Below are 13,615 nucleotides of genomic sequence, written 5' to 3' on the forward strand. Positions count from 1 at the left end.
TGCTGGTCACTATACCTTAATTCACTGCCGTCTCTGCCCCTGCCTGAGCGCTCTCCGGCGGACCGAGGTAGCTTGGCTTTGCTCCTGTTGTCTCTACCACAATCTTCTGTACCACCACACCCGGTTCTACCATCCATACCTTGAGCGTGTGCTGCCCTGGCTTATCTACCTTATGCTTCGACTGCGTGACGATGATATTGTTAGCCACCCAATCGTCCCAGGACTTGGTGGTGTTGTCGTTGTGGATGCTCACGATTTGCGGCGCTGCATCGTCAATGGAAACAGCGTAGCGTATGCCTTGCGGCAAATCCAGGTAGTTGAGTGTCGGCGACACGTATACCTGCACGTTCACTTCGCCGCTGCTCAACAAGTGCATGTCGTACTCGAGCACAGGGCTGTTGGCGCCAAGCTTCTGACTTAATGCCGTCACCGGGAAGGGCGTCATGGCGGAGGCGGTGCGGCCCAGGCCAGGCAACAGTTTCCAGCTTAGGTTGCCAGCGGGTGAGTTACGGCTGAAGTTCTCGGCTTGCATGGAGATGTAGCCGTTGCTTTCCACAAAGCCTTTGGCAGTGCTGGCCGTAGTTGGATTGTTCACCTGCGCCTGCACCACTACCCTCTTCCCGTTTGGCCCGGTGATGGTAATCGGCACTCGCTGCTTTCCTTGCGGCGCTTTGTTCCAGTCTACACTTACCCACAGGCGCTGCTGGTCTTCCACCCTACCCTGTTGCTGGTCTACCTGTAGCCAAGGCGCACCCGTTTTCACGGTATAGTTGAAGGGCGCCTGCCCGCGGTTGAAGATTTCGAAGTAGTGGGCTTTCTCGCCGAACGGGGTCAGCTCTGGTAGTACGGCTTCTTCTTTAGCGGCTAGCCACCACGCGGCCGAACCTTCCACGGCAATGCCCATCTCAGCGGCAGCGGGTAGTTTGAGTTCGGTTACGTCTGGCATCACATCCACCTCGGGCTGCTGCCAATAGGTATAGCTGATGTGCGTCTGGTCCATCATGTGGCTCCACTTGCCATCGGCGATGTCTTCGTTGTAAATGCGGGATAGCTCCTGATCCAGGGCAAAATGCTTTCTTCCCTGCTCGGCCAAGACGTTAGTCGCGGCACGGCCTTGCTTGCCATACAGGCGGTTGAAGCCCACAGAAACCCACAGGGCGTTGAGGTTGGCTGCGGCTTTGACAGGGTGCAGCACCAGCTGGAAGTAAGCGTCTTTGGCCTCGGCAGGAAGCTGGTTGTACAGTTGCTCTGCCTGCTGGGCCAGTTGCTGGTACTCGGCCACCACGCGCTCCGCTTCGCGGTAATTGGTCAGGCTATAGGTGTCGGCCGACAAAAGCTCTGGCTTGCGGCGGGAATTGAACTTGGCATACTTGGCCAGCATCTCGGCAATAGCCGGAGCGTGGGTTTCGCCGAACTGCTGTGCTGCCCATAACTTGGTGTATTCATCGAGTCGCTCCACCGGCCATTTTTCTGGGTTCCAGGCATAGTCGAGGAAGAACTCGGTCGGGAACTCCATCGGCTTGATGTCGCCCACATTCACAATCCAGATTTTGTTTGCGCCATGCTGGTAGGCCAGGTGCATTTGCTCCCAGATACGCGGCAGCGGGTTGGTGTTGACCCACTTATAGTTTCGCGGTCCGCCCACATAATCGAAGTGGTAGTAGATGCCAAAACCGCCCGAGTGCTGCTTCTCGCCTAGCTTGGGCAGCTTGCGCAGGTTGCCCCAGTTGTCGTCGGCCAGCAAAAGCGTCACGTCATCCGGCACACGCATACCTGCGTCGTAATAGTCCTGCACCTCTTTGTAGAGCGCCCAGATTTGCGGGGTTTCAGAGGCTGGTTTGCCTGTTACTTCTGAGATTATTTTGCGCTGGTCTTCCACAATCTGCTCCAGCAAAGCGATGTTGCTGTCCTCGCTCATCGGCTCGTCTCCGTCGCCGCGCATACCTATCGTCACAATGCTTTCGTTTTTGCCCATGCGCCGGATGCCTTCGCGCCAGAATTCCTGCAAAGTCGCTTTGTTCGTCTGGTAGTTCCAGGCGCCTTTGCCGTAGCGACTCCACTCCACGTGGGCGCGCGACAACGGTTCGTGGTGCGATGTGCCGATGACTACACCGTATTCGTCGGCCAGCACCGGGCTCTTTGGGTCATCGTCATAAATAGAGCGACCCCACATGGCGGGCCACAGGTAATTGCCTTTCATGCGCAGAATCAACTCAAACACATGCACATAGAATTTTGAGTTGAAGCCGCCAAATTTTTCGGTGGCCCAGCCTGCCAGCGCAGGGGCTTCGTCGTTGATGAAGATGCCGCGGTACTGCACGGCTGGTGTGCCCAAGGTATGGCGGCCTGGCAGCACGTAGAGGTTCTCTTGTTTTTTCACCGGCACATCAGCCCACCAATACCAGGGCGTTACCCCAATCTGAGCCGATACATCGTAAATGCCGTAAATGGTGCCACGTTTGTCGCTGCCTACAATCACCAAGGCTTGGTCCACGCCTGCCATTGGCTTCTCCACCACCTGCACCAGAAAAGTCTCCCATTTGCCGGCTATACCTGACACATCCAGCTTCTTGCTTTTCACCAGCTTGTCAATCACCGGACTATTGCCCAGCGTACCCACCAGTACCAGTTGCTTCGCCTTGGGGGCTTTTTTGTCGATGGTCAGTTTCGGTTCGGCCTGGGTTACCCGCTTAATATCTGCCTGCAAATCGCGGGCAGCGCGAATCACTCCGGCATGGTCCTGATTACTTACATACAGCGGGGCCAGTTTACCATCTGCCGCTAATGCAAAGCTGCCTTTCTCTTTAGAATTGCTGATGTATGACTTATCGAACGTAGCCTGCGCCGGCTGACTAACCAGGGCAAAGAAGATAACAAAACCCAAGGTATAGGCTAGCTGCCGCAGCGGGTATAGCCCACTGCCAGTGGGCGTCATACAGGTATAGGGTGTGAAAGAGTGCTTCATAGTTCAATACTTTTCGGCAGCGTAAAGGCTGCTGTTTCACATGGAATTATCTACAAACTCACCTGCCTTAGGCAGGGAGCAAGAAACGGCATCAGGCACTATACCTGCCTAAAGACACACCTATCCAGCGGCAAAATCTTGGTTTCGCTTTCTCTGGAATAGGCTTTGGTATGAGAGGTGTGTTCATGGCAAGTGTGCTTATCAGGATTAATCAGCTCTGTTGAAAAGGGAAATAGTTCCTGGCGTTGTAGTAGCAGATGTCCTGCACCAGTTTGCCTATCCAGGGGAGGTCAGCCGGCAACAAGCCCTGCTCTACATCATTCCCGAAAATGTTGCACAGCAGCCTTCTGAAGTACTCGTGGCGGGAGTAGGACAGAAAACTGCGCGAGTCCGTGAGCATCCCGATGAAGCAGCTGATGAGTCCCATGTTCGAGAGCGCATCCATCTGTGCCTTCATGCCGTCGAGCTGGTCCAGGAACCACCAGCCCGAGCCGAACTGCATCTTTCCTTTGATGCCGCTCTGCTGGAAATTGCCAATCAGGGTCGCAAAAGCGGCATTGTCAGCCGGGTTCAGGTTGTAGATAATGGTCTTGGCCAGTTGCCCTTCACGCTCCAGGTCATCGAAGAAAGCGGCCATAGGGGCAGCCTGTGAGAAGTCTCCTATGGAATCATAGCCAGTGTCGGGACCATTGACCTGCAGCATGCGGGAGTTGGTATTGCGCAACGCCCCTACGTGGAATTGCTGCACCCACCCCTTTTCGCTGTACATCTTGCACAGCTCCAGTAGGATGTACCGGCTGAATTCCTCCTGATGGTCTGCGGCAGTCTCGTCGTCTCCGGCCAGCACCGCCGCAAAAGCCTGTTCCAGCTTTCCGCTGAGTCTTCTTTTCGACGGCAGCTGCGACAGCCCGTGGTCAGACAGGCGACAGCCGTTTGCATGGAAATAATCGACGCGCTGTTGCAACGCTTCCAACAAGGTATCGATGCTGGTGATATTTACCTGACTCGCCTCGGCCAGCTGCTGGATATAATTTCTGAAACCCTCACCTCCCGAAAGCTGCAGCACCTTGTCTGGTCGGAAACTCGGCAGCACCTGCGTCTTGGTCTGTGCCGCAGCCAGGTGCTGGTGGAACTCCAGGTTGTCCACCGGGTCATCAGTGGTGCCCACCATCTCCACCTTGAAATGCCTGAGAAGACCCTGTGGCGTGAACTCCAGCTGCTGCAGCAAGTCGTTACAATGGGTGTATACCTGCTGGGCGTTGGCTCCAGAAAGGAGTTCCGTCACGCCAAACGGGTTCTTCAGCTCCATGTGGGCCCAGTGGTAAAGCGGGTTGCGCATGGTATACGGCATAGCCTCTGCCCACTTCATGAACTTCTCCTTATCGCTGGCATTGCCGGTGATGCAGCGCTCGTCTATACCCAGAGTGCGGAGGGCGCGCCACTTGTAATGGTCACCCGCCAGCCAAATTTGGGTCATGTTCTGAAAGTTATCATTCCGGGCAATCTGCTCCGGCGACAGGTGGCAGTGGTAATCAATAATGGGCAGGCCCTTGGCATAGGTATGGTATAGCTCCCGCGCCGTCTCCGTCTGCAGCAGAAAATCCTCGTCCAGAAAACCCGCCCCGGCCCTCTTCTTAGTGACGGCTTGACGTGTCGTGTCTCTGCTCATGTAAGTCAGTTTGGTTCATGGAACGTGCAATTCCCATCTCCAGCCCGCGCAGCTCGGCAAGTCCGCGCAGCCGGCCGATGGCGGAGTAGCCGGGGTTGGTTACTTTGTGCAAATCGTCAAGCATCTGGTGCCCGTGGTCTGGGCGGAAAGGGATGGGCAGTTCGCGCTCTTCGTTGATTCGAACCAGTTCCTGCATCACCCCGAACATATCCACATCGCCGGCCAGGTGGTCCGACTCGTAGAAGCTGCCCGTCTCGTCCTTGAGCACGTTGCGCAGGTGGGCAAAGTATACCCGGTGCCCCACCGCTTTCAGTATGTCCACAGGGTTGTTGTGGCTGCCAGCTCCCAGGGAGCCGGTACAGAAGCAAATCCCATTGGCAGGGCGGTCCACTCGGTGGAGGATATCCAGCAAGTCTTCTTTGGAAGTGGCGATGCGCGGCAGACCCAGTATGGCGAAAGGCGGGTCATCAGGGTGGATGGTCATGTTGATGCCCGTCTCCTCGCACACGTCCATGATGGACTCCAGGAAGTAGGCCAGGTTCTCGCGCAGTCCGGTGTGCCCTATGTTCTTGTAGATGTCGATGCTCTGCAGCAGTTCCGGTATGGTCACGCTGCCTTCGGTAGGAACGCCCATCAAAATGATGTCGCTGAGTTTTTGCAAATCCTCTTCGGAGAAATTCCTATACTTCTCCCTGGCCTGCTGTACCACTTCTTCCGCGTAGTCCTTGTCGGCCTCCGCTCGCTGCAAGATAAACATATCGAACACCGCCAGGTCCACCCAATCGAAGTGAAGGGCTTTGGCTCCGTTCTCCAACTCGTAAGCCAAGTTGGTGCGGGTCCAGTCCAGGACCGGCATAAAGTTGTAGCACACAGTGGTGATGCCGCAGGCGGCCAGGTTTCGGAGCGTCTGGCGGTAATTTTCCAGGTATAGCGCACAGTCGGTGCGTCTGGTTTTGATGGCCTCGTGCACCGGCACGCTCTCTACCACCACCCACTCCAGACCAGCAGCTTCAATGATGCGCTTGCGTTCCTGAATCTCTTCCAGCGGCCATACCTGCCCATGCGGGATGTGGTGGAGCGCGCTCACTATACCGGTGGCGCCCGCCTGTCGCACATCTTGCAGCGTTACCGGGTCATTGGGGCCATACCATCTCCAGCTTTGTATCAGTGACATAGTCTTATCGTTCAATGTTTTATCCTTGTGTTTCTTCGTGCAGAAGGGTGCTCCCACTGCGCCGATTGGCCGGGTAAGATGGAGGCAAGGAGGCTACCGGTTGGCAGCCTCTTGCCTCACTCACCTTAAATCAACCACTTTATTAAATAGTTATTTCTTTACAAACCTGTCTCCTCTAACCTGGTCTGTACAGAGTGTGTCCAGAACCATCAGACAGCGCATCAGGCTATTTGCTGCTTGTGTCCGTCTCCAACTCTGCTTTAAAAGGCGAAGCAGGCAGACCTTCTTTGTTGTAGAGGTTGGCGTCCTGTGGATTGTCGGCCCAGGCATAGCGCACGGAGGTCGGGTTGGCTATACCTTCCTGCGACACCACCACCTGGTTTCCTTTGATTTCCGCCTTCGCCCATACAAACTTCTTGTCCGGTCCGGCAATGGCGAAACCTTTCAGTGGCTGTTTACCCGAGGCCACCAGGCCGCTCCCGGTGTCTGAGAAAGTGAGCACGAGTTTATCCCCCTGCGCCTTCATGGACTTGAAGAGGGGTCCCGATGCCACTACCGTTTTGTCCTGGTAGGCTACCTTCCTTGCCTGCAGGGCCAGCCGCTTTCCTATATCCTGCTTGTTTAGCGGGTGGATGTCGTTCCATTCCCCCAAGTCGATGGCCACCGCCATACCTGTGTTGGGCACGGCCAGTGTCTCCAGTTGCGCCTGCCGCAGTTCCGCCCAGTTGCTCTCGCCCGGGATTGGTTTCGGCTCCATGAAATTGGTCAGCTGCACATACAGGAAAGGGAAATTGCCCTGCCCCCACTGAGTTCGCCAGTCTGCGATGAGCGTCTCCATCAGACCCCGGTATTCAGCTGGGTTCTTCGTGTTCGACTCTCCCTGGTACCATAGCACCCCTTTGATAGGATAGTTGGTCAGAGGAGCTATCATGCCATTGTAAAGGCCCACTGGTTTCCAACGCACGAAGGTCTGCCCCGGCAGTGGCTCCATGGTGGCGCCCAACTTATACTTCCAGGGTCCTTTCAGGTCGATGACCTGCCCGCCCACGTTTAACTCGTAAGGCTTATCCGGCACAAAACCGCCCCTGCCCGAGTTGTTGATGACCTTTACGGCAATGACGTTTTTACCTTCTTTCAGAACATTGGCTGGCAGCATGTAGCGCCGTGGTGGGTACTGGTACGTCGTCTTCCCCACCAGCGTACCGTTCAGGTATACCTCGTCGGCATCCACAATCCGGCCCATCATGAGTTTGGCTTCTTTCCCAACCATGCTCTTCGGAACGCTGATTTCTTTCCGGAACCAGACGACTCCGTTCACGTCCTTCAGTTTCCCGTCGGCCCAGTAACCGGGTATATTCATTTTGTTCCATCCGGAGTCATCGAAGGAAGGAGCTGCCCAATTGTTTTTAACGCCTTCGTCTGTCTGATGCAGCAGGGTATACCACTTGTTGCTGACGGCACTGTCACTGGAGTCGATGCGGGCGATGAGCTTGTCATCTTTGAATTTGAGCGCCTCCTCATAATGGGCCGGGTATTTCTTCAGCGACTCTTCACTTATCCAGGCCTCGGCAGGAGAGCCCCCCAGGGCAGCGTTGATGAGCCCCACCGGCACCTTGTATTTCTTGTAGATTTCGTCCGCGAAGAAGTAGGCGGCGGCCGAAAACTTGAGCACGTTCTGCGGTGTGGCGGCCAGCCATTGGCCTGTCTCTACATCTTGTCTCGGTTGTTTGAAGTCATACCTGTCCGGCACCTCAAAGTGTCGGATGTTCGGGTTGTTCGCACTGGCGATAACGCTGGCGTATTTGTCCTGCACCCGCTCCATCGGCAGCTCCATGTTAGACTGCCCGCCGCATATCCATACATCGCCAAACAGGATATCCTTTAGCTGCACCTCGTTGCTGGCAGAGATGGTCATATTATGCGGGCCACCGGCTTTCTGGGGCGGTAAGGTGATACTCCATTTCCCGTCTTTGCCTGCCACCGCATTGTACAGTTTCTTTTGGAAGGCCAAGGATACTTTCTCGCCGGGGGAGGCCCAGCCCCATACCTTGGTTTCCGTATCCCGCTGCAGCACCATGCCATTGCATATCAGGCGCGGTAACTTCACCTGGCTGTAGGCGACCGCACTCAGGCACAGCAACAGGTGCAAAAGCAAAACTTTTTTAGATAGAACTGCTCTCATAGAGAAAGATTTTCACTAGTCCATTTAAACGCGTATGATCGACCGGTATGAAACTGGCCGACCATACACGAAACTATTCACTTACCTAATCAAACCTTCAAATTTCGTTGGCAGAGGCTTCCTGTTAAAGTTTACTCCCCAACTGTGAATCCAACTGATTTTTGGCGGGATGAAGAAGATTGACTGTCAAAATCGGCAACCAATCTTCTCTATCTTGCCCTATCTTAATTGTATCCTGGGTTCTGGAACAAGTCTGTGGTTCCTTCCATGGCATCAAGCTGTCCCTGCGGAATAGGGCGCAGGTAATGGTGCGGCTGAATGTTGCGCGTCACCGTCTGCGGCGTATGCTCTCCGTAGTTCATGCCACCTATTCGGTAAGTGGAGGCCAGCTCAATCCATTTCTGGGTGCGAACCAGGTCGTACCAGCGGTAGCCCTCGCCGTAATACTCACGCGAACGCTCATCCAAAATGTAGTTGATGTCGATGTTCGCCGGTGTGGCCGCTATCATGGCAGCACTGTTGTCCTGTACCTTCGCGGCGTTTCCGTTGTTGTCCCAGCGCCACTTGCCGGCGCGTGCACGAATCACGTTTATCAAATCCCTGGCGCCCATACCCGCCTGCGTCGTTGCCCCCTTCACCGCTGCTTCGGCCGCTATGAAGTACAGTTCCGAGAACTTGGCAATGTTGAAAGGACGTGTGCTGGCGGCATTGGGCTGTCCTAGCCCGCTGCCATTGTCGGTGCGATAAGGACCTAGCTTCCAGAGTCCCGGGTACACTATTCTGCTGATGCCGCGTGGCGATACCACAAAATCAGCTCTACCTGGCAGCACACCCGCGCCAATGTTGCTCTTATAAGTCGAGTTAGAGTAATCAATGGTTGTGGCTGGCTCCTCGTTCAGGAAAGTCAGGATTGGCTCCCCCGGTCTTACCTGCAAGTTGTTAGCGTTATACACGGTCGCTGCGCTGGCACCGCCTTTAGGCCAGTTGCCGCGGTACACGGTTGTAAAGGTGCCGTCATAGCGGGAGTCATTCGTTTTGTCGGCAAAGGTGTTCTCTACCACGCCGATGGTCGGAGCCATTCGCGTCCAAGGGCGGCCCAGCGGCTGCGCTGCTTCACGCTGAACTGAGCTCAACACACTGTTCCAGTTCGGGTCTGTAGCACTTCTGATGTTGGTATAGTTCCAGGTCATCATCCAGCCAGCAAAGTTCTCAGGAGGGTTGCCATTGCTAAAGGTCAGGCTGGCCCCGTTGAAGAACTCGCTCGTCTCGGTATGGTCAGCGTACAGCATCACCTCGCTGTTGCGGTCGTTCGTGCCCAGGTTCACGTCGTAGTAGGTCGGCTGCAAACGGAAAGGTCCCGGGTTGTTGATACCTGCCGTCGCCACATCGTACGCCTGCTGGAAATACCACTGGGCGTTCTTGCCGTCCAGGTCAGTTCGTGCAGCCTCCGGATAGGTAGGGATGTTGTTCGGGTTCTCCAGCCACCAACCGTAGGTCAGGTAGGCCTTTGCCAGGTATAGGCGTGCCAGTGTTTTGGTTGCACCGCCGGTTACACGCGGGCTTTCAGGCAGGTCGTTTATCGCCGCCAGCAGGTCTGGGAAGATGGCTTTGGTATATACCTCCGGCACCGTATTGCGCACGGATACCCGCACCGGGTTTGTGTTGAATTTGAGTTCTCCTGCGCCTAAGTCCAGCGGCACCCCTCCAAACGTCTGCACCAGCATGAAGTAGTCGAACGCGCGGAAGAACCTGGCTTCGGCAATCAGTGATGCCGGGATAGACTCTACGGCGGCGGCATTTTCGATGATGCCACTGGCGGTGTTGATGTTCGGGAACGCATTGTTCCACAACCTGTCGGCGCGGCTGTTGGAGGAGGTGATTTCCCCCTGCCCCGACAGGTCCATCACCTTGAAGTTCTCGTCCGCACTCTGGGCGTAGGTCACTTCGTCGGTACCGGTGAGGGTGGCGTTGTAGAAGTAGGCATCCCCGTAAATGTAGCGCAGGTGAGCGTACATAGAGGTCAACCCGCCATGCACCCCTTTCTCGGTCCGGAAGAATCCGGGTTCATAGATACTGCGTGGTTCCTCTTCCAGAATATGCTCACAGGAGGACCCCAGGAACAGCGTCATCATCAAGGCTGTTCCAGTAAAAGTTTTTATATAGAAACGTTTCATCGTCATCATTTCTTAGAATGTCACATTAAGACCAACCAGGTAGTTGCGCGTAGCAGGTGAGTTTGTGCCGATGGTGAGCAGACGAGGTTGGTAGGCAGTGGTCACCGCCGCGTTCTCGTTGCCGTAGGAGTTGGTCTCCGGGTCCATACCTGACTCTTTGTGGTAAGGCGAGAACATCACGAACGGGTTCTGCGCAGTCACGTAAACCCGCAGGTTGTTCACGCCCACGTTCTGCAGCCAGTTGCTGTTGCTGAAGTTATACCCAAGCGAAATGGTGCGCACTTTCAGGTAAGAGGCGTCAAAATAACCCAGCGTGCTGCCATACTTCGGATTGTCGCCGCTGGCGATGCCGCCTGGCTTTGGATACCTGGCGTCGGTGTTCTCCGGTGTCCAGTAGTCTACTTTCACGTTGTTGCGGCGTCCGCTCATCATGTTGAGGTAGCCTGATGAAGAGTAAAGCGTGCTGATGAGGGTACCACCGCTCTGGAAGGCACCCACAGCGCTCAAATCAAACCCTTTGTAAGACACGCGGGTGTTGAAGCCCCCTTGCAAATCTGGATTCACATCCAGAATCTGGCGGTCCTGCGGCCCGATTTGCCTTACCGGTGTACCGTCGGCGTTGTAATCGCCGGTGTATTTCACCTTAATCATACCTGCGTTTCCGCCCGGCTCCAGGATATCCCGGTGCGGGTCCTCTTCCTGCCACAGGCCGATACGCTCGTAGTCGTAGATGACGTTGATAGGCTGACCTACGAACCACCAGTTAGCCTCATCCCTCTCCTGTCCCGAAGCAAGCGCTACCACTTTGTTGCGGTTGCCATACACGTTGACACCGGCTTCCCATGTCCAGCCGTTGACGTCTTCCAGTATCACGCCGTTCAGTGAAAGCTCTAGGCCTTTGTTCTGGGTCTCCCCGATGTTTGACACAACCGTGTTCACACCCGCTGTAGGAGGCAGGTTGAGGCGGAGCAGAATGTCTTCGGTGTTCGTCACATAGTATTCCACTGTACCAGAAAGGCGGTTATTCAGGATAGCGAAGTCCAGTCCATAGTTCCATGTCTTGGAGAACTCCCAGCCTAGGCCCGGGTTAGGAATCTCGGTCACATACAGGCCAGTCTGGTAGTTGTCAGGTCCGAAGTTGTAAGGTCTGGTGCCCAGGCGACCGAGTGTAGCGTAGGGGCTAACTGCCTGGTTGGAGGTCTGTCCGTAACCGGCACGCAGCTTCAGCATGTTCACGAGGGTGATATCCTGCATAAACGATTCTCTGGCGATGTTCCAGCCAACAGAAACCGCAGGGTAGGTATGCCACTTATACCCTGGCGCCAGCCTAGAAGAACCGTCGGAACGTACGGTGGCGCTTACCATGTAGCGGTCGTCATAGGAGTACATCGCACGGCCCATCCAGGAAAGCAGGCCGCTTTTCCAATAGTCCTCGGGAGCCGTGAGCACGGTGATTTCGCCGGCGGACTGTCCCAGGTTGTAGAACTGAAAGGCATCAGCAGGTATATCCCTGGCTGTGATGCGTGTTCTGTCGTATTGGCTCTCGGAGGCGGAGTACAAACCAACCACGTTCACGTTGTGCTTCCCACCGAAGGTGCGGTCGTAGGTCAACAGGTTTTCAATGGTCCAGTCAGTGGTGCGCGCGTTGCTCAGCGAGGCCGTTGAAGGGGTAGTAGCCGTAGCGCTGTTGATACCCTCTCCAGTATAGGAGCCGCCGTGGCTCTGGCGGTAGTTCAAGCCGAGGTTGGCACGGTACTTCAAACCCTCCACTCCCGGAATCTTCAGCTCACCATACAAGGTGTTATAAGAGCCCAATGCTCTTGTTTCGCTCAGCCACTTGTCCTGTATATCGTCCAGCATGTCTCTTGTGAACAACCACTGCTCATCCAAAGGCATCCGGATGGTTCTTTTCAAGGTGCCGTCCTCGTTGTACGGGTTGGCGATAGGCGACATGCTCAGGATATTGTACAAGCCCACGTTGGAGCCTTCTGAAACGCTGTAGTTGTTGTAGGTCGTGAAGCCGAAGCGGAAGTTGTTTCCAACCCCTTGGTCCAATGCGCCACGTATGGAGTAACGCTTGTACTGCTGCGTAGGAACCACACCTTCATCCTCGAAGTAGCCTGCGCTGAAGTTGTAGCGGCCCTGCTCGGTTCCACCTGAAATACCAAGGTCGTGGCTCGTCATCATGCCGGTTCTGTACAGCAGGTCTTGCCAATCGGTGTTCACATCATCAGACTCATCCAATGCATTGTTGTACTGGCCGGCCGCCTTGCGCAGCGCAGCGAACTCCGGACCTTCCATCATCGGGTATTTAGCGAAAACAGACTTCGCTCCAACAAAGCTGTTGTAGCTCACCTGTGGCTTCTGCCCGATTTGGCCTGTCTTGGTTGTCACCAATATAACACCGTTGGCGCCGCGTGAGCCGTAAATGGCCGTGGCCGAGGCATCCTTCAGAATGTCTATGCTCTTGATATCGTTGGGATTGATGTCGCCGATGGAACCGGCAAAAGGAATGCCGTCCAGCACCACCAGCGGGTCGTTGGTGGCAGTAAGCGAGCGCGTACCGCGAATACGGATTTGCATGGCAGAACCCGGCTGGGAGGATGATTGCGTGAACTCCACCCCTGGCAGGCGCCCTTGCAGGGCCTGTGAGATGTTAGCCGATGGCACCTCGCGCAGCACGTCACCGCCGATTGAAGCAACCGAACCTGTCACAGCTTCCTGACGCTGGGTACCGTAACCTACCACGACAACCTCGCCCAGGGCCTTGGCATCTGCTCCCATCTTCACGTCGATGGTTGAGCGGTTATTCACGGGAACCTCCTGTGCTGTGTAGCCAATGTAAGAGAAAATGAGTGTACCGTTTCCGTCAGGCAGGTTGATGGTATAGGCGCCTTCCGCATTGGTGGGAGCTGCCGTTGAGGAGCCTTTCAGAAGCACCGTCACGCCGGGCAGCCCCTCTCCGGTCGCCGCATCGGTGACACGGCCAGTCACGCTGAACGCGTTACCTTGCGCTGCAGCAGGCAAGGCAGCCGCCAAAGAGAGAAGCAGCACAACCAGTACCTTGAAGGCCTTGGGCATATACAGCCGCCTGGCCATCAGTTTGAGATTTTGAGTAAAATCACATTTCATAAGTGCTAAGGTTTAATTAGTATTTGCTTTAATGGATTGATTCACGATACTTTATGTTATGTTGGGTTATAATCGATTCATCACACTAATTGACCTGAGCACACGCTGCCCCTATACCTTCTACACATCACAATCGGCTCGAACAGCCTACTAAAGTGAGTGGTTGCTCAACTGCACAGTAAACTTGTATCTTATTTCTTAAAATTGCAACCGATTGCAGAAACATTTTTTAAGATTTCTTCTCCATACGTCTCCTGCTACAATATGTTTTATGCCAAACTCTAAACTTTTTATCCCATACAGAATAAGAAAATTATAA

The 13,615-nt window shown here is 55.0% G+C and carries 6 protein-coding genes; all 6 read right to left on the minus strand.

The annotated features are described in order from the left end of the window. Positions 1-16 precede the first annotated feature (16 nt). The 6 genes from B051_RS0117235 to B051_RS0117260 all read right to left on the minus strand — a co-directional run bounded on the left by B051_RS0117235 (position 17) and on the right by B051_RS0117260 (position 13,296). On the minus strand, positions 17-2,965 hold the full coding sequence (locus tag B051_RS0117235) for a glycosyl hydrolase 115 family protein (RefSeq protein ID WP_245539653.1): 2,949 nt from the start codon (positions 2,963-2,965) through the stop codon (positions 17-19). Positions 2,966-3,176: 211 nt separating this feature from the next. Further along, entirely contained in the window at positions 3,177-4,634 is a 1,458-nt protein-coding gene (gene uxaC, locus B051_RS0117240; protein ID WP_018479470.1) for a glucuronate isomerase, read from the minus strand. Next, positions 4,600-5,808 carry a mannonate dehydratase gene (uxuA, locus tag B051_RS0117245; RefSeq protein WP_018479471.1) on the minus strand — a complete coding sequence of 403 codons (1,209 nt, stop codon included), beginning with the start codon at positions 5,806-5,808 and terminating at the stop codon, positions 4,600-4,602. Before uxuA ends, uxaC begins: the two co-directional genes overlap by 35 nt. Before the next feature lie 226 nt (positions 5,809-6,034). Then, the gene (locus tag B051_RS0117250) at positions 6,035-7,990 is read right to left on the minus strand and encodes a sialate O-acetylesterase (protein ID WP_083919471.1); all 1,956 of its coding nucleotides are present in this window, start codon (positions 7,988-7,990) and stop codon (positions 6,035-6,037) included. A gap of 224 nt (positions 7,991-8,214) precedes the next feature. Next, positions 8,215-10,164, minus strand: a complete 1,950-nt coding sequence (locus B051_RS0117255; RefSeq protein WP_026236487.1) for a RagB/SusD family nutrient uptake outer membrane protein — start codon at positions 10,162-10,164, stop codon at positions 8,215-8,217. A 12-nt stretch (positions 10,165-10,176) separates the two neighbouring features. After that, positions 10,177-13,296: a SusC/RagA family TonB-linked outer membrane protein gene (locus B051_RS0117260; protein WP_018479474.1), complete on the minus strand. Its 3,120-nt coding sequence runs from the start codon at positions 13,294-13,296 to the stop codon at positions 10,177-10,179. Positions 13,297-13,615 lie beyond the last annotated feature (319 nt).

The organism is Pontibacter roseus DSM 17521 (genome assembly GCF_000373265.1).
GTDB lineage: Bacteria > Bacteroidota > Bacteroidia > Cytophagales > Hymenobacteraceae > Pontibacter > Pontibacter roseus.